The sequence below is a fragment of the Paenibacillus lautus NBRC 15380 genome (genome assembly GCF_004000945.1).
GTDB lineage: Bacteria > Bacillota > Bacilli > Paenibacillales > Paenibacillaceae > Paenibacillus_AQ > Paenibacillus_AQ lautus.
Genome location: NZ_BIMF01000009.1, coordinates 48,471 through 66,351, shown reverse-complemented (window position 1 = coordinate 66,351; position 17,881 = coordinate 48,471). Strand labels below are relative to the sequence as shown.

At 46.6% G+C, this 17,881-nt stretch carries 18 protein-coding genes and 1 riboswitch; of the genes, 9 read left to right on the top strand and 9 right to left on the bottom strand.

Annotated elements, in window-relative coordinates; translation table 11 throughout:
- Positions 1–176: 176 nt before the first annotated feature.
- The 4 genes from PLA01S_RS16960 (at position 177) to yicI (ending at position 5,620) form a co-directional block, all read left to right on the top strand.
- Positions 177–1,418, top strand: coding sequence for a sugar ABC transporter substrate-binding protein (locus PLA01S_RS16960; protein ID WP_127593250.1), 1,242 nt, complete (start codon positions 177–179; stop codon positions 1,416–1,418).
- 42 nt (positions 1,419–1,460) lie between these two features.
- Positions 1,461–2,384: a carbohydrate ABC transporter permease gene (locus PLA01S_RS16955; protein WP_127593249.1), complete on the top strand. Its 924-nt coding sequence runs from the start codon at positions 1,461–1,463 to the stop codon at positions 2,382–2,384.
- The gene (locus PLA01S_RS16950; RefSeq protein WP_127593248.1) at positions 2,384–3,220 is read left to right on the top strand and encodes a carbohydrate ABC transporter permease; all 837 of its coding nucleotides are present in this window, start codon (positions 2,384–2,386) and stop codon (positions 3,218–3,220) included. The genes PLA01S_RS16955 and PLA01S_RS16950 overlap by 1 nt, the downstream gene beginning before the upstream one ends.
- Positions 3,221–3,292: 72 nt before the next feature.
- Positions 3,293–5,620 (top strand): alpha-xylosidase, encoded by a 2,328-nt coding sequence (gene yicI, locus PLA01S_RS16945; protein ID WP_127593247.1) that lies wholly within the window; start codon positions 3,293–3,295, stop codon positions 5,618–5,620.
- A 150-nt stretch (positions 5,621–5,770) separates the two neighbouring features.
- Here yicI and PLA01S_RS16940 read toward each other — a convergent pair whose 3' ends face one another.
- The 4 genes from PLA01S_RS16940 to PLA01S_RS16925 all read right to left on the bottom strand — a co-directional run bounded on the left by PLA01S_RS16940 (position 5,771) and on the right by PLA01S_RS16925 (position 8,586).
- Complete coding sequence (locus PLA01S_RS16940; protein ID WP_127593246.1) at positions 5,771–6,112, bottom strand: YolD-like family protein; 342 nt, start codon at positions 6,110–6,112, stop codon at positions 5,771–5,773.
- Entirely contained in the window at positions 6,109–7,377 is a 1,269-nt protein-coding gene (locus PLA01S_RS16935; RefSeq protein ID WP_246059625.1) for a DNA polymerase IV, read from the bottom strand. The genes PLA01S_RS16940 and PLA01S_RS16935 overlap by 4 nt, the downstream gene beginning before the upstream one ends.
- The gene (locus tag PLA01S_RS16930; RefSeq protein WP_127593361.1) at positions 7,374–7,757 is read right to left on the bottom strand and encodes a YhjD family protein; all 384 of its coding nucleotides are present in this window, start codon (positions 7,755–7,757) and stop codon (positions 7,374–7,376) included. The genes PLA01S_RS16935 and PLA01S_RS16930 overlap by 4 nt, the downstream gene beginning before the upstream one ends.
- A gap of 121 nt (positions 7,758–7,878) precedes the next feature.
- On the bottom strand, positions 7,879–8,586 hold the full coding sequence (locus PLA01S_RS16925; protein WP_127593245.1) for a 2-phosphosulfolactate phosphatase: 708 nt from the start codon (positions 8,584–8,586) through the stop codon (positions 7,879–7,881).
- Positions 8,587–8,785: 199 nt separating this feature from the next.
- On the opposite strand from PLA01S_RS16925, the gene PLA01S_RS16920 reads away from it, so the two are divergent.
- The 4 genes from PLA01S_RS16920 to PLA01S_RS16905 all read left to right on the top strand — a co-directional run bounded on the left by PLA01S_RS16920 (position 8,786) and on the right by PLA01S_RS16905 (position 12,538).
- Entirely contained in the window at positions 8,786–10,096 is a 1,311-nt protein-coding gene (locus PLA01S_RS16920) for an MFS transporter (protein ID WP_127593244.1), read from the top strand.
- Positions 10,097–10,208: 112 nt separating this feature from the next.
- Positions 10,209–11,075: a phosphosulfolactate synthase gene (gene comA / locus PLA01S_RS16915; RefSeq protein WP_127593243.1), complete on the top strand. Its 867-nt coding sequence runs from the start codon at positions 10,209–10,211 to the stop codon at positions 11,073–11,075.
- Positions 11,076–11,253: 178 nt separating this feature from the next.
- Entirely contained in the window at positions 11,254–11,910 is a 657-nt protein-coding gene (locus tag PLA01S_RS16910) for a YitT family protein (RefSeq protein ID WP_371860426.1), read from the top strand.
- A gap of 145 nt (positions 11,911–12,055) precedes the next feature.
- Positions 12,056–12,150, top strand: a riboswitch (cyclic di-GMP riboswitch).
- A gap of 196 nt (positions 12,151–12,346) precedes the next feature.
- Positions 12,347–12,538 (top strand): aspartyl-phosphate phosphatase Spo0E family protein, encoded by a 192-nt coding sequence (locus PLA01S_RS16905; protein WP_127593242.1) that lies wholly within the window; start codon positions 12,347–12,349, stop codon positions 12,536–12,538.
- A gap of 89 nt (positions 12,539–12,627) precedes the next feature.
- On the opposite strand, the gene PLA01S_RS16900 is transcribed toward PLA01S_RS16905, so the two are convergent.
- Genes PLA01S_RS16900 through nikA form a run of 5 tightly spaced genes read right to left on the bottom strand, consistent with a single transcriptional unit; the run spans position 12,628 to position 17,505 of the window.
- Positions 12,628–13,389: an ABC transporter ATP-binding protein gene (locus PLA01S_RS16900; protein WP_127593241.1), complete on the bottom strand. Its 762-nt coding sequence runs from the start codon at positions 13,387–13,389 to the stop codon at positions 12,628–12,630.
- Positions 13,386–14,186: an ABC transporter ATP-binding protein gene (locus tag PLA01S_RS16895; RefSeq protein ID WP_127593240.1), complete on the bottom strand. Its 801-nt coding sequence runs from the start codon at positions 14,184–14,186 to the stop codon at positions 13,386–13,388. The genes PLA01S_RS16900 and PLA01S_RS16895 overlap by 4 nt, the downstream gene beginning before the upstream one ends.
- Complete coding sequence (gene nikC / locus PLA01S_RS16890) at positions 14,183–15,031, bottom strand: nickel transporter permease (protein WP_127593239.1); 849 nt, start codon at positions 15,029–15,031, stop codon at positions 14,183–14,185. The genes PLA01S_RS16895 and nikC overlap by 4 nt, the downstream gene beginning before the upstream one ends.
- Positions 15,028–15,975 carry a nickel ABC transporter permease gene (gene nikB / locus PLA01S_RS16885; RefSeq protein WP_127593238.1) on the bottom strand — a complete coding sequence of 316 codons (948 nt, stop codon included), beginning with the start codon at positions 15,973–15,975 and terminating at the stop codon, positions 15,028–15,030. The genes nikC and nikB overlap by 4 nt, the downstream gene beginning before the upstream one ends.
- On the bottom strand, positions 15,976–17,505 hold the full coding sequence (nikA, locus tag PLA01S_RS16880) for a nickel ABC transporter substrate-binding protein (protein ID WP_127593237.1): 1,530 nt from the start codon (positions 17,503–17,505) through the stop codon (positions 15,976–15,978).
- A gap of 61 nt (positions 17,506–17,566) precedes the next feature.
- Between nikA and PLA01S_RS16875 the strand changes: the two genes are divergently transcribed.
- Positions 17,567–17,875: a DUF5946 family protein gene (locus PLA01S_RS16875; RefSeq protein WP_174819226.1), complete on the top strand. Its 309-nt coding sequence runs from the start codon at positions 17,567–17,569 to the stop codon at positions 17,873–17,875.
- Positions 17,876–17,881 lie beyond the last annotated feature (6 nt).

Sequence of the window (17,881 nt, the reverse complement as noted above, 5' to 3'; positions counted from 1 at the left end):
AACTTAGAGGAGGGGGACTCCTCGCGGAACAAAATGATGTACGTACATCATTTTTTGAAAATTCATAGCAATTTTATAAAATAGGATAGCTCACAGTGAGAGAGGTGAGGCAAAAAAACTAAAAGAGAAAGTATGGAAGCAAAATCGGACTCACATACAAAGAGGGGAGCGTACCTATGAACAAGAAAATGAAGGCGCTATCAGTACTTTTTACGACGATCCTCCTGCTTACAGCATGCTCTGCCGGCTCGGAATCCAGGGATTCCGGCAAGAAGCAGACCATCACTTGGTGGGATACCATGACAACGGATGGAAGCGTGAATGCCATTAACAAAATCATCGCTGAATATGAAACAGCCCATCCGAATGTAGATATTCAGAGAACGTATGTCTCTTACTCCGATATCAAAACAAAGCTGCTACTCGGGTCCATTGGCAATCAGGGACCAGATATTCTATGGATCGACAGTGCCGATCATCAGACTTTCGCAGCTGCTGGAGTTCTTGCAGATGTCACAGAGGAAGTCGAAGCTTGGGGGCAGGCGGATCAGTATATAGAAGGACCGTGGTCTTCCACGGTCTATGACGGCCGAAACTACGGCGTCCCTGTGGGAAGCAACAATTTGGCACTGTACTATAACAAGGACTACTTTGAGCAGGCAGGATTGAAACCGCCTACAAACTGGGAAGAGCTGCAAAGTACAGCAAAAGAGCTAACGCAGGGTGATGTATTCGGTTTTGCTGTAAGTGCTGTGAAAACCGAAGAGGGAACCTTTCAATTCCTCCCGTTTATGCTGCAAGCAGGTGCAGACATTATCGATTTTGACTCACCCGGAACTTTGAAAGCGCTAACGATGATGACGGACATGGTGAATGCAGGTTACATGTCCAGAGATGTCGTGGCGCAGAAGCAGGCTGACACCGCAACTCAATTTGCCGCAGGCAAGCTGGCCATGATGGTCAATGGAACGTGGCAAATTCCATTCCTGAAAGAAAATTCGAAAGTGAACTGGGGCATCGTAGAGCTGCCTGCGGATGAACAATCCGTAACGGTGCTGGGCGGCGAGAACTGGGCCATATCCGAAGCATCTAAACATAAAGAGATTGCATTTGATGTCATTCAGTTTGCGAATGAGCCGGACCGGCTGAAGGAGCTTCTTCAGACCAACGGGCGCCTGCCGAGCCGCGGAGACCTGTTGAAGGATCCATTTTGGCAGGAAGATGAGAACATGAAGGTATTTGCCGACAGCATGCTCGGATCGAGAGCGAGAGCTTACGGACCGAACTATGCGAGCATCTCCGAAGCCATCCAGACGATGCTGCAGGAGTCTCTGACCGGGGCGAAAACACCTGAGGCGGCGCAGAAGAGTGCAAGTGCCGTCATTCATGAATTGCTTAATGAACAACAAGAGAATTAAGGGTTTAACATGAATCCTAATATCAGAAGGGAGGAATCTGGGATGGAGCCCAATACGATGCCCTCGGTTAAGCGCCAATCTGGATCCAAATTATTTTCAACGTGGACCAATTATATATTCATTCTGCCGATCATCCTGTTTATGCTTGTGTTCGTCCTGTTTCCGATTGTATACAACATTACACTGAGTCTTCAGGACGTGAATGTCTACAACTTCAAGAAAGAGCATCATTTTGCCGGATTTGAAAATTACGCGAGTACCTTTAAAGATCCGGTATTCTATACCGCTTTGCGTAACTCGCTTGTGTTTACCGTGCTCAGTCTGGTCTTTCAGTTTGGTATCGGATTTGCATTGGCGCTGTTCTTTAACCGTAAATTCCCAGGGCGGAACCTGATGCGATCACTCATGCTGCTGGCATGGATGCTGCCGGTGGTCATTACCGCTTCGGTCTTCCAATGGATGTTGAACGGGGACTACGGGGTAGTCAACTACGTGCTGCAATGGCTTGGGTTCATTAATGAGCCGCACAGCTGGCTCAGTGATAACGGTACGTCGCTGTTGTCGACCATCATTGCAAACATTTGGATCGGGATCCCGTTCAACATGATCATCCTGCTCACTGGTCTTCAGGGCATGCCGGAGCAGTTGTATGAAGCTGCAAGACTGGACGGCGCTAGCCGTTTGAAACAATTCAGACACATTACGCTTCCGCTGATGAAACCGACGATTCTGATCCTACTTATGCTCGGTATCATTAATACGTTTAAAGTTTTCGACCTGATCTTTATCATGACAGCCGGCGGTCCGGTTAACTCATCGAATGTGCTGCCGATCTACGCATACCAGCTATCTTTCTTAAAATTCGAGTTCAGCCAGGGGGCAGCCGTATCCATGATTATGTTCATCATTCTGATTGTGCTTGCCGTCTTCTACCTGCGCATGACCAGTAAGGAGGAGACTCAATAATGATGCAAATGCCATTTCGAAAAACGTATCTGCTGACCCTGGTATCGATTATTATTACGGCGCTATTTCTGTTTCCTGTTTATTGGATGATCAAAACCTCGCTTACGCCGATTACGGACCTGTTCTCAACCCCGCCTAAATTCGGGCTGCTGAATTCGACCTTCCAGGCGTATGTCGATAATTTTCTCAAGAACCAGGACATGCTCCGATATATCGGCAACAGCTTCATTGTGGCGATTGGTACGATGATCCTGACCCTTTTGTTCGCAGTCCCGGGCGCATATGCACTCGCGAGACTGAGTGTCAAAGGGAAATCGATCATCATGATTTTACTGCTAGCGATTCAAATGCTGCCAGGGATTACAATGGCCATGCCATTGTTCATCATGTTTTCCAAGTTCCAACTGATCGACAGCTATGTGGGGCTTATTCTTGCGGATATGATTCACGCGCTCCCATTCGCCGTCCTCATTCTGAGACCTGCTTTCATGGCGCTTCCGAAAGGGCTGGAAGAGGCCGCTTCTATTGACGGCTGTAATCGATTTACGGCTTTTGCACGAATTATGCTTCCGCTAGTGGTGCCAAGCATGATGACGGTTGCCGTATTCTGTTTCCTTTTCGGATGGGGTGATTTCGTCTTCGCACTGACACTGACGACCGATGACAGCATTCGTCCACTGACGCTTGGCTTGTACCGGTTTATCGGCCAGTACGGAACCGAATGGAATAATTTGATGGCAGTAGCCACGATTGCGGCGCTCCCGATCATCATTATTTTCGTGGCACTGCAGCGTTATGTTGTGGGCGGTATTGTAGCAGGTTCAATGAAAGACTAAATAAGAACGAAAGCAACTAACCTCATTCAAAGATAAGAACTATAAACCAGAGAGAGATAGGAGAATATATATATGAAATTTACAGACGGTTACTGGCACGTAAGATCAGGTTTAAATGTACTGTATCCCGTGGAAATTCGTGATATCGAGTTGAAGGAAGACTCCTTTACCGTATATGCATCAACTAAAAAAATCGAACATAAAGGACATACATTGAATACAACGCTCCTTACGGTTCGGTACAGTTCACCCATGAAGAACGTCATTTGCGTGGAATACATTCATAACGATGTCGATGAGGTATACCCTAAGTTCCACATCAATAAAGAAGAGAACCCGGTGATTGATATTGCTAAAGATAACGGCATCGCACGTTTGACAAGCGGTCAGCTTAGCGCAAGCATCGATCTTGAACACGGCTGGAAAGTGGACTATAGCTATGGAGAGCGAAGACTGACCGGTACAGGCTACAAAGGACCTGCTTACATTAAATCCATGCTTCAGCCTGACGTTTACATGAGGGAGCAGCTTGATCTCGGAATCGGCGAGTACATTTATGGACTTGGCGAGCGATTCACTCCCTTTGTCAAAAACGGCCAAGCGGTTGATATGTGGAACGAGGACGGGGGCACATCCAGTGAGCAGGCATATAAAAATGTACCATTCTATCTGTCCAATTACGGTTATGGCATCTTCGTTGACCATCCGGAACGCGTCTCTTACGAGGTGGCATCCGAAAATGTGTCCAAGGTACAGTTCAGCGTTCCGGGAGAAAGCCTAAAATATTACATCATTGGCGGAGACTCGATGAAAGAAGTGCTGGGCAATTACACCGCGCTTACGGGAAAACCGGCGCTTCCGCCTGCATGGTCTTTCGGCTTGTGGCTGACAACCTCGTTTACGACTAACTATGATGAAGCAACGGTGAACAGCTTTGTCGACGGGATGATAGAGAGGGATATTCCACTGCGTGTATTCCATTTCGACTGCTTCTGGATGAAGGAATTCCAGTGGTGCGATTTTAAATGGGATGAGGATGTGTTCCCCGACCCGCAAGGAATGTTGGACCGGCTTAAGAGCAAGGGGCTTTCAATCTGTGTCTGGATCAATCCTTATATCGGGCAAAAATCCTATCTGTTTCACGAAGGGAAGAAGAACGGCTATCTCGTTAAAAATAAGGACGGTAGCGTATGGCAGTGGGATCGCTGGCAGTCGGGGATGGGACTCGTCGATTTTACCAATCCGGCTGCGGTTCGATGGTATAAGGACAAACTTATTGAGCTCGTTGATATGGGCGTGGACAGCTTCAAGACAGATTTCGGTGAGCGGATTCCGACGAATGTCGTCTACCATGACGGTTCCGATCCGGTTAAAATGCATAATTACTACACCCACTTATATAATAAGACCGTATTCGAGGCGCTCGAAGAATCCCGCGGTAATAATGAAGCGATGTTGTTTGCCCGTTCCGCTACGGCCGGCGGCCAGCAGTTCCCGGTTCACTGGGGCGGCGACTGTTCCGCTACCTATGTCTCCATGGCGGAGACGCTTCGCGGCGGGTTGTCTCTCGGGATGAGCGGCTTCGGATTCTGGAGCCATGATATCAGTGGCTTTGAGCAAACGGCAACCCCGGACTTGTACAAACGTTGGTCTGCTTTTGGCCTGATGTCATCCCACAGCCGTCTACACGGGAATGAATCATACCGCGTGCCTTGGCTGTTCGATGAGGAATCGGTGGACGTACTCCGTTATTTTACGAAACTGAAAAGCACGTTGATGCCTTATCTTTACGCTGCATCCGTGGACACAACGAATAGCGGACTTCCAATCATGAGATCCATGGTACTGGAATTTACGGATGATCCGAACTGTGCCCCGCTTGATCTGCAGTATATGCTAGGTGAATCCATCTTAATCGCTCCTATTTTTAACGACCAGGGTACAGGGCGATACTATCTACCTAAAGGGAGCTGGACGCATCTTCTCACAGGTGAAAAAAGAGCAGGCGGACAGTGGTACACTGAGACGTATGATTACTTCAGCCTGCCGCTCTTTGTAAGGGAAAACAGCTTGATCGCCATCGGTCAAAATGACCGTCGCCCGGACTATGATTATGCTGACAATGTGCAACTTCACTTGTTCGAATTGCAGGATGGAGCGACTGCGCAAGCGACCGTGTATAATGCAAAAGCAGTGGAAGAGCTTTATGTCAGCGTAGAAAGAATGGGCAGCATAGTGAAGATTTCTGCGGAAGGAAAGGGCAAGCCATGGAAGCTTATGCTGAGAAACATGAATGAAGTAGAATCAGTCATAGGAGCGGTTGCCAAAACTTCTGAACAAGGCCTTTTGCTCACTCCGGATTTATTTGCAGGGTCCATCGTGATTGCACTTAAGGAATAATTATAATTCATATATTCATTACAATGGATACGGTATCCAGCTATATAGTCTCATCGATTCTTTTCTGGATCAAATGTGTAGGAACATAAATACCTCTGATCGAGATCAGAGGTATTTATGATGCGTTATCTCACTGGGGGTTTAGTTTTATCATGATCCTGCTGAAATGATCTCATCAATTTTAATCCAACGCGATTCCTCTTCGGCCATGGATAGTTTGATCTCCCGTCTAAACGTGTGGATCAGCACGACAATTCCTGTCAATTCCGTGTCCTCATATTCATCGAATAGCCTTACGGTAATCATACGGTGTTCATGAAATGACTCGGCGAGCGCCCCCTCGATTAATTCCATTTCTTGCGGATCCAGCGTCGGCCGGCCTTTCCGGCCTTCTTCCAGTTGCCTGCGAATGATGGTTTCTTTGTGTTCCGGCAGCATCATCCGACTGGATTCCCATAGCCCATTGCCCTCAAGCTTTTTTCGTGTTGTCATTTATAGTGTCCTCCTATCTTGGCTGATCGATCCAGCGCTTGACCTGCGTCCGTTTTGGATACGGCTCGGATCACAATCGAATTCCCGTATTTATTTTTCAGGGCATCGGTCACCCGTTCAAGTGCCATCGACCGCTCCCGTCCGGTATCAAACAATGACAATTGGTATTCCGTGTCCGGGGAAAACTGTGACAAGCTAATACCGACCCGCCGAATCGGCAGGCCGTCCCAATACGTTTCAAGCAGCCGGCATGCCCAGCGGTAAACCTGATTCGTAATATTCGATGGATCCTCCATTTTCATCTGTCGGCTAAATCCCGTGGGGCGATCAAAGTCGGCTCCCATACAACCGACCGACACCACATGCCCCATAAAACCAAGACCGCGGCATCGCTGGCAAACCAACTCCGTCAGCTCCAGCAGCACGACCTTGATTTCTTCCAGCTTGGTATAATCCCGAGGGAGGGTCATCATGTGTCCAACCGATTTAGGGTCAACCTGGTGCGTACCTGGCCTTACCGGGCTATCATCGATTCCGTTGGCAATTCGCCAGTACATCTCGGCTGAAATATCGGAATTTTTACCGAATTTACGGCGCATCATCTGCTTCAATTTAGCAAGAGGCGTCTGAGCCACGCTGCCGATCGTGGGCAGCCCCATGACGTTAAAGTGGCGGGTCATCTTGCTGCCGGCCATAAACATACAGCTAACGGGCAGTTTCCAAAGGGTATCCGCAAGCGAGTCCTTGGACAAAGTGTAGATGCCGGACGGATTTTTCTTGGCGTAGTTATCACAGGCCGTTTTAGCAAGGATTTTGGTTTCACCGATGCCGAAGCGGGCGTAAACACCCGTAGCATCCAGGATATGACGCTGAATGGTTTGGGCTAACTCATCGGGTGTGCCGAATAGATGCAGCGAACCGGTAACGTCTAGAAACTGCTCGTCGATACTGTAAGGCTCAACTAAATCGGTATAACTCTTGTATATCTCCGTGATTTGCATCGAAACGTCAATATACTTCTGCATCCTGGGTTTGATGACGACCAGATCCGGACACTTTGACAGCGCCTCCCCTAATCGCTCTGCCGTCGTTATTCCTTTTTCTTTAGCAAGCGGACAAGCAGCCAGCACGATGCCTGAACGTCTTTCCGGATCCCCTGCAACGACCAAAGGGCGATCTTTATACTCTGGGTGGTCTGCTTTCTCAACAGATGCATAAAAGGACTGGCAATCCCCTAACATGATCACTCGGTTAGATGATTTCACAACGGACTCCCCTTATCTGCGATTTTCAGCCCCAGGTAGGTGTACGATCTCTGCTCGATCTCTGCCTCAATCAGCCCCCACAGTATGGACAGCTTGTGATGATACCCTCTACAGATGAATTCAACCTCAATCCCAAGCTTTGTTTTTCGATCCTCGTAAACCTTAATGGCATATTCACGCATTTTTCTACGAGCCTGAGCTAAATCGGACAATGCGGCTGCCTGCAAATGGTCGATGATCGCATTCGTTAGCTCTAGAGTCTTTAAATCTGCTCTACATAGGATCGAACGGTCATGCTCTAACACATCAAGTAAAAGGGGTAATAAAATATAATCCTTCACCAGTTGGGTTTCATCTGGTTTCAACCCAATACTCAACATCATTAACCACCTCATTGACGGGAACGTTTGTTTGTATTATATGCGAACATTCGTTCTTTTATCAATGTAAATTATACCCTTATGATGAAGAACCAGAACTCACAAGCGGTATCTATCATAATCAGTGATTAAAGACCGCCACCTGGAACCTTTCAATCAACGGATGGTTTTTATTCAGATTCACTTTCATTACAAAGTCGGAAGGGATCTCTTGGATGCAAAACGAAATATCCTCCTGTAAAAATTCCGGTTTTTCATGATCGTAAAATTTCTCGGCGGCTTCCGACTTTCGAATCCGTTCCATGGTGTCCTCGGCAGTTATACGGTTAGTGTCTTGGAGAATCTCCGATATATATTGTGCGCAGGCAAGATCATCATCCCCTGACGGATGCGAAGCAATTAAATTAATCATCATGTCATCGTCTTTTAATAAGTTCCTCTTTATAAACGCTGCGGTTGTTCTTGCATTTGTGAACCCGGTAACAAAAAGGTGCTCGGTGCTCAGCGCGTTTAGGGTTGCTGTAACTCCATTTGTTGTCTTCTGGATCAGATATTTCTCCCGAAGATCAAAGTTGTGTAAACGTACAGGCGAATTATCCAGCTCAAACCCCGGAATCGGCAGTCCCTGTATCTCTCCCGCTAATAAAAAGTCAGGATAGATTTTCTTTAGGCGCAAGGCGTCGTCCAGAGTTCCAGCCAGAATGATACCCTGTACCCCATGGATAAAGGCATAGTGCGCTACGGTAAAAGCCCTTATGACATCAATTACAACATTGATGTGTGATGCGTCCAACGTATGATGGTGTCCTTGAATAATCTTTATCGGCATGTAGTATCCCCTTTCACCCGGCATAGTGGGGGTATGTTAGTAACAGTATATTGGCCCAAATCCAAGGAGTGCTCAAATCCTCTAAGGATTCGGCAGCAATGAGGGAATATTAAATCCGGATGTGGTGATAATTAGGAAGCATGTACAAATCAAGAACATGTCCTGTTTTATACGAATTTCAAGTCCGAGGAGCGATACCATGGAAAAGACCAAAAAGCGAAAACTGAATATCAGCTTTCATAGCGATATCGACCTGCAGACCGACTCCGCGGAGACAAAAGACAGCGAATCTTCCGGAAAATCAAAATCTTCAAAGGGGTCAAAGGGTCAAGTGTGGGAATTTATCGCACTGGCGACGATCCCGATCGTGCTCGTTTTCGGCAATTCCATGCTCGTCCCGGGGCTTCCTGAAATGCAAAGGGAACTGGGTATCAGTAAATTCCAAAGCAGCTTGATCATTACGATTTTCTCCTTGGCAGCAGGCTTGTTTATTCCGATTATTGGTTATTTGTCCGATCGATTTGGACGCAAAATTATTATTATCCCCGCCTTGATCATATATGGAGGTGCCGGTATTCTGGCAGGATTCGGTGCTATTTGGAACTCTTTTGGGGTGATTATTACTGCGAGGGCGATTCAGGGGCTAGCGGCAGCCGGAACAGCACCGATTGCCATGGCGCTCGTCGGCGATTTATACGATGGCGGGACAGAAAGCAAGGCACTGGGCCTAATCGAAGCCTCCAATGGCGCGGGCAAGGTACTCAGCCCGATCATCGGCTCCTTGCTTATGCTGATCGTATGGTATGCTTCCTTCTTCGCATTTCCCGTGTTCTGTGCACTATCGTTACTGGCCGTCATTTTTATGATCAAAGAATCGAAACAACATTCAAAGCAAGAACTAAGGAAATACCTTGGAAAAATCAGAGACATTTTTAAAGAAAAAGGCCGCTGGCTCATCACTGCTTTTTTTGCCGGTTCGCTAGGGCTATTCATTTTGTTTGGCGTACTATTTTATTTATCCAACATTCTTGAAGACAAGCCTTACAACATTGACGGGGTCATGAAGGGCTTGATTTTGGCGATTCCATTACTCGGGATGGTGATCACTTCCTATACGACCGGAAGCTTGATCAAGAAAAATGGTCTGCTGATTCGTTGGCTGATGAATATCGGGCTGATTGCCATGACCCTTTCTCTGGCGGCTACACTTTTCTTTTTTAAGAACATTTACATGTTTATCGGGCTGCTGACAGTCAGCTGCATTGGAACCGGAATGCTTCTTCCTTGCTTAAATACGATGATTACCGGCGCTGTTGAGAAAAGTGAGCGAGGAATGATTACGTCCCTCTATAATAGCTTGCGATTTTTGGGGGTTGCCGCAGGGCCACCCTTGTTCGGGTGGATGATGGATAAATCGGACCATGTTGTTTTTATAACAGTATCTTCACTATCCTTGATTACTTTAGGTTTGGTGTTCTTTTTGATTAAGCCGCCTCGGCAGATCGGATGACCGGACAAATCCCTTATGACAAAAGATGGGCACCTGTCAATGGGTATGAGCATATTATGCCAATGTCATTGGATTAAACGACTAAATCAAAAAGAATTGAGGAGATCCTAGAATGAACAGTTCCCTGCGAACAGTTTGGCCCATGGAAATATGTGATCCGAGCGGGCTGCGCGAAAATCCCGAACACGGCAAAAAAGACCACGACACCTACGGGGTCATGGAACGCGGGATGACGATGGTTATTGATAAAGGCCTGGGTAGGAACATGTTTTCAGATGTGATCGAAACAGCCTCGGATTACATCGATTGCGTCAAATTCGGTTTTGGGACGGCTCCGCTGTATAAAACGGAAATGCTGCTATACAAGATCAATTTAGCCAAACAACATGGAATCACGGTCATGCCCGGCGGGACCTTGCTTGAGACAGCCGTGCAGCAAGATGCCGTCCCCGCATTTTTTAATACCGTTTGCCGTCTTGGATTTAACGCTATAGAAGTATCTGACGGCACGATTGAGATCTCTCGAAAAAAACGAACGGAACTCATCCGGGAAGGTAAACAACGCGGACTTCGGGTCTTTACGGAATATGGTAAGAAACAATCCGGTTCCTACATCGACGCCGAAATGCTCGCGTATACGATGGAAGCGGATTTAGACGTAGGCGCCGAGTTTATAATCGTTGAAGCTCGCGAGTCCGGACTAGGTATCGGTATTTTCGATAAGCATGGCGAGTGCCAGGAAGAAATGATAAATAATATCATCGACAACGTGTCGGATGCAAGGAAGCTGATTTGGGAGGCACCTCTTAAGCAGCAGCAAGCGATGCTTCTCCAAAAATTTGGATCGAATGTACATTTGGGAAATATCCAACCCACCGAAGTGCTTTCCCTTGAAACGATGCGCCGGGGACTTCGTCAAGATACGTTTGAACTCGGGGTGAGAGAGAAACATACAGATGGATTTTGTTACGTGATTTAAACATAGACCAAACCACAAGAGAATGATAAATACTAGAGGGCTGTCTATGGAGATCTCCAGAGTCAGCCTATACATATTTTCGTTAATGAGATCTATCCCGGAATCCCCTTCAGGGAACAAGCATACACTAAAAAAGCAGGACTGGCTTGTTACTCTAATCTATGAAGGATGATTCCGTGTGAATTTACAGATCATACCCGGGCGAAAGAACCCCTTTTTCTTGCGTCATATTTCTAAGAAACTCTTCTTCATTACCGCCGGCTCCATCATTCAAGGTTTTGCCATGGCCATGTTCTTGTTTCCTCACGCCATTCCTTCGGGGGGAGGAGCTGGGATCGCGGTGCTTCTGAACCATGCGTTCGAGATCCCAATGAGTCTCGGACTGTGGCTGGCCAATTTTATTTTCCTCGCCTTTACAGTCCCTTATCTTGACGGTGTCAGTGCCTTCGGGACCATATTTGTTATAACGGTGACGTCCGTTTCCGTTAATTTCTTCGAGGTGTTCTTAGAACCCCCGTTCGGCAACGTATGGATCGATCTTCTATTCGGCTCGGTTATTCTCGGAACAGGTGTCGCCATCCTCATAAAGCAGAGGGTATCGAACGGGGGAATCGGTTATGTTGCCTTAGCCATTTATAAGTATAAAAGAATCAACCCCGGTACCTCATTGTTCTGGATGAATGGAATCATATTCGCCTTCACTGCCTATGTGATCGATTGGAAAATTATTATCCTTGCAGTTGTATGCCAGTGGATATCGACCCGGATCATTAACTGGATTCATCAGTTTCCTCCTCCTAAGTCGGTCTATGAACCCGCTTGGCGCAAAAAGTGATTCTGTGTACGGACATAAGAGTGATTGACAAATATAACATAAATATGGAAATTCGGGTCGTGCGGCCTATATTAAATGAAAAACAATGTAAGTTATAGTTTGAATATGTCATAACATGTTTGAATATTCGACAAATTCACACTTCGTACGATAATAGCAAACCCACTGAAAAGTGGCGACGCAAAGCTACAGGGGCTAATGTGGAGCTACTTAAGACCGCGATGCCAGCCAGTTACCGAATACGACGGAAGCCTCCGTCTATTTTGTTGTGGTTATCATAATGGATGGTTTTTTTTATTTTTCGCTAGGAGCTGCCGAATGCAGCCGCGGCAATGAATAGGAGATCGATTCCATTATTAATCGCTTAGCTTTAGGCTGATTCGCGTTATCAGCAACTGTCATCAATCACTTGTTACGACGGGGGTGGGCGAACAACGTGATTTCTATCGAAAGCGAACTCAAACAAGTATCGAAAAAACTTGAAATTCTCCGAAAAGAACTTGAGCAAATGACCAGCAGTTTCGAATTGGTGCATCAAGATGTTGTCGCAATTTCGCAGTCGTTGGATAAGCTGATTGTTCGTTACATGGAATTAAAAAACCAAGAGGAATATATCGAAAGAAAGTAGATCTTCTTCATATTTGAATCGAAATGGGCACAGAAGATACCTTCTGTGCCTCATGTGTTTTTGTTAGCAGCCGTATTGGGTTATTCTATCTAATAGATCGAAATGAGCTCCCGGGTATACGGATGCCGTTCATCCGAAAACAAATGATCGCGATTTAATGAATCCACAAGGTTGCCGTCTTTCATAACCAGGATTCGTTGACTCATTTGAGCTACAGCAGCTAAATCATGTGAAATAAATAAGTATGACAGATTCAAAGAAGAGCGAAGCTCTGTCAATAAAGCAAGAACGGCTCCCTGTGTGATCACATCCAGGCTTGCCGTAGGTTCATCCAACACGATGAGTTCCGGTTCGATGCTTATCGCACGCGCAATCGTTACACGCTGGCGTTGTCCGCCGCTTAATTCGTGCGGATACTGATTCGCTAAACGCTCCGGTAGTTCAACGGCGTCAAGGAGCTGCTTGACGAAGGCCTCCTTAGAGGTATAGGAAAAATGTCGGAGACTGAGCTTCTTCCGGTACTGCTCGTATGGGTCTATCAGTGAATCCTTTATCTTGAGCTTGGGATTTAACGCAGCGGACGGATTTTGGAACACGATTTGCATCTTTTGCCGGTAAGGGTGCAATTGCCGCTCATTAAGCTGTTCGATCGCTTCATTCATGAAATGAATTGCGCCTCCGTCTATCGTCTCGATTCGCAGCAAGCAGCGAGCGAGCGTGCTTTTGCCGCAGCCGCTTTCCCCGACAAGACCAAGACATTCCCCTTGATTCAGTTCGAAGGAGAGGTTGTTGATGGCTGTTTTCTGTCCTTGATATGATTTCGTAAGCTGTTTAACGGATAGCAGCTTCATACAATCTCCGCCTCCCGAGCGCCCGATGAAAGTATGTGGTTTAGCGTTGGGGCCGCATGGATCAATGTCTGGGTATACTCATGCTGAGGATGCGCAAGAACAAAATTTTTCTCACCCGATTCAACGATTTTGCCTTCCCTCATGACAGCCAGACGATTGGCATAACGTTTGACATGGCGCCAATCATGGGTGATGAATAGAATGGCAAAGCCTGTCTCTTTTTGCTTCATTGCAAGGAGTTCCAAAATCTTATGGCCAGAGACACTGTCCAGCGCCGTGGTGATTTCATCGGCAATTAATAAATCCGGCGATAGCAGAAGTGCCATAGCAATGGAGACCCGTTGAAGCTGCCCTCCACTTAATTGAAACGGATACCGATGATACAGGGATTCGTCTAACCCAACGGAATCTAGTGCAGCAAATGCGCTGAGCCGCCGAGTTTTGGAATCAGAGATACCGTGTGCTTTCTGGTATTCTTCAAAATGCTGGCCAATCGTCCTGAAGGGTGTAAATGAACCCTGGTAATCTTGAAAAATATAGGCTAGTTTCGAGCCGCGAACGGTTCTCATTTGTTTAGGCGATAAAGACAAAAGATTGAGTTCCTTATAGTATATGTTCCCTTCGACCCGCAAATTAGGCGGGAGCATTTGACCGATTGCCAGGGAAAGCAAGGACTTTCCACTGCCGCTTTGTCCAACCAATGCGTACCATTCACCTTCACGGATGGAGAGTGTTACGTTATCGATAATCTTCTTGTCTTTGCTGCTTATGGAAACTTGCTCGACTGACAGCATCATGACCGCACCTCTTTTCTTACATCAAAATGGTCACGTAAATAATCCCCCAGCATATTCGTTAGCAGTACAGCGAATACAATGGATAAACCGGGATATATCATTAATTCAGGCTTGGACTGAAAATAGGGCCGGGAGTCGTTGAGCATGGCTCCCCATTCCGGAGTGGGAGGCTGAGCCCCGAGCCCAATGTATGAAAAGGCGGAAATGAGCAGGATAATCTTTCCAAGGTCAAGGCTTGCAAGTACAAGAACATGCCCCACGATATGAGGAAATAAATGCTTGCGCATGATTTTGCCCGAAGATAAACCATTGGTTCGAGCAATCAGAACGTAATCTTTTTGGGACTCCGATAATACTGTGCTGCGAACAAGCCGGGCATAACTGACCCATTTTACTATCACAATGGCAAGCACAAGGTTGCTGATCCCGGCTCCAAGCAATCCGCTCAGAACAATCGCGACAATCGTATCGGGGAAAGATAGAAATCCATCGGCAATACGCATGAAAATACGGTCCACGACCCCTCGTTTAAATCCTGAAATAAGACCAAACGGGACTCCAATCACGAGAGAAACCAACAAAGCCAGTAAGCTGAAACCCATCGTTTGTTGTCCTCCCAGTAAAAGCCTGGTAAGAACATCCCGACCGAGCTGGTCTGTTCCGAGCGGATGCTGAAGACTCGATCCTTGAAGGCGATGATCCAGGTTTGTTAATGTTGGATCATGTTTTAAAAAAATAAATGCGTAAACGATAACCAATAAAACAAGAAACAGGCTAACCAGTGCGAGGATCCCTTGCCAGCCCGGCTTTTTTATCTTTGGCAATGGTGAAGACATGCCCTTCATCCATGGATCCCCCTTTCTTTGAGCTTCATTTCAGGGTTTAAATACCGGTAAGATAAATCCACGCCTGTGTTTACCATAAAAACAATAACGGCCATCATTAAAATGTAGCCCTGGATAAGGGGATAGTCGCGTTGGCGTATGGCATCCACGACAAGCTTTCCTACCCCTGGGTACGCAAATAGAACTTCAATGACCAACACCCCGCCGATCAAGCTTCCTAAACTGACGCCGAAAAAGGTAATGACAGGAGGGAGGCTGTGCCTGAAGGCATGCACAAAAAAAATTCTCCTCTCCGACAGACCTCGCGCTCTCGCGGCACGGATAAATTCCTGGCTAAGCGAATCAAGCAAGCTGGAGCGGAGTAAACGAACATATACACTGGAAATCGCCAAACCAAGCGTCAATGACGGCAAGACCAGGGTAATCCATCCGTCTCTTCCCATAATGGGCAGCCAGTTCAGGCGCACACCGAATAAATCGATAAAAATAAAGCCAAGCCAAAAACTTGGTACGGCGGCTCCAAGAATGGATAGGATTCTGCTCAATTGATCTATCCAGCTATTCCGATAAAGGGCGGACAGCGATCCGAGCGGGATGGATACGACCAGCATAACGATCAACGCACCGACCGCTAATTCGAGTGTAGCCGGCAGCCCCGTTAATATGACGTCCATGACGGGTTGACCCGTGATATAAGAGCTGCCGAAATCAAGCTGAACAAATTTAACCAGCCAAAGTCCATATTGGACAAGCAGCGGCTTATTGAATCCCATTTCATCTCTTAGGGCCTCTACCTGCTCCTGACTTACGGATAATTCATCCACGTTCAAAATGGTTAAGACCGGATCGCCAGGGGCAAGTCGAATGAATAAGAAGCTGATAAACGTAATAAATAACAAAAAAAATAAGACTTCCGCGAATTTACGAGTAAGGATTCGGAGCATTTAATTCACATCCAACCGGTTTGTAATCATGTAATATTCACTTCGGGTAGTCAGCCAGTTTTTCACTTTGTGTTCGTTATAGGCAACAATGGTCGAAGGATGCAGAACGAACGAGTTAATCATGTTGTTGTGAACGTAATCAGCGGCTTGTTCCGAAAGTGAAGCACGTTCATCTTGGTTAACGGTTTGATTGAGTTGGTCAATAATGGCCGTCAGTTCAGGACTTTGAGCACCGGAAAAGTTGAGGGCGCCCGTAGGGTGATACGTTGCATTTAAGTAATAACCGGCGTCTCCGCGCGGGGCCGTTAGATTACTGTACGTAGCGAGATCCCAATCGCGGTTAGAAGCCATATACTCCTCGGGGATATCGATCTGGCGAATCTCAACGTCGATTCCGATTTGTTTGGCGTCCGACTGAAAAACTTGAGCGATTAAAGGCAAGTCCGCTCTTGCACTATAGGTCAATAAGGCGAAGGTCAGCGGTTTACCGTCTTTTTGCATTTTCCCGTTCACCTGTGAATATCCCGCTTTCTCCAAGTGCTTCACAGCGATGTCTGCACCCGTTTTGCTCTGTTCGTAAGTGGGGGCAAAGGGCAATGAAGGTAAAAATGGACCGATAGCGGGTTCAGCGTAGCCTAACAGAATGGTATCCACAATCTTCTGCCGATCAATCAAGGCATCCACCGCGCGGCGTACATGAACGTCCTGTAAACTTTCACGTTCCATATTCATGGTCATTTGATGCACGCGGAATGTCGCAGTCGATTCCACTTTAATTCCACCCTGTGCTTGCAATGATTCTAAGCTTTCTGTTTCCGGGCGATACACGATATCCACCTGACCGGATTGGAGCGCTAGCGAACGGGCATTGGCATCCTCGTTAAAGGCAAACGTCACGGAATCAAGGTTGGAAGCCCCGTCCCAATAGTCGTCATAGCGCTCAAGCTCCAGCTTGCTCCCCGGCGAGAACGACTTTAATGCGAAAGGGCCGGTTCCTACAGGACGGTTTATCATGTCTTCTTCCGTTACATCAATAATGGATACATTAGGATTAACAAGCTCAGAGACAAACTCGGGAAACGGCTGCTTCGTTGTGATTTGCAGTGTGTAACCGTCCGCTTCAATCTTTTCGATTTTGAGTGCATTCTGAATAGCTACACTCTCTTTTAATGCCCGTTCAAGGGAAGCCTTCACCGCTTCAGCATCCATTACATTGCCGTTATGGAACGTAATATTCTCCCGTAATTTAATCGTCCAGTGCTGACCATCTTCACCTTTCCAGCTTTCCGCCAGCCAAGGCGCGATGGATAGATTCTCTTCATCCAGGCGAACCAGCGTTTCCGTTATCCCCGCCCGCAGCGGAACATAACTTGAATCAACATGAGGATCTAAAGACTTCGTTGAGAAATTATAGAGAAAATGAATATGCTTTTTCTCCTCGGCACGTTGCGAGGGCTGGGCGCAAGCGCTGATCAAACTGATGCATACCAATAGCATGCCAAGCTTCAGAAAGTGATTTCTTATGTACATATGATGACCTCTCCCTTATTCGTAAATATTACGATTTACATAATAACTTAATGATCCTGTTGTGACAAGAAGATTTTCTGTTTGGATTTCAAGGTGTCCGGGGAATAAGGGGGCAAAAGGTTACCGATTGCTGGTTGATTTATTTACGGATGGTTATGATCATGATTGGGATACCGCCTATATACTCAAGAAAAATCGAGAGTTAGTAACCAAGGTTGGTAAAATAACAAACCCTCTTCCGAATAACGAAAGAAAACGAAAATCCAAATTTTGGTCAATGACCATAGAAGATATTTACTTGGGCGGTGAAACAAACGCCATCGCAAATATCATCAAGTGGAAAGAACAAATACGATGTGAATTAAAATAAGAGAAA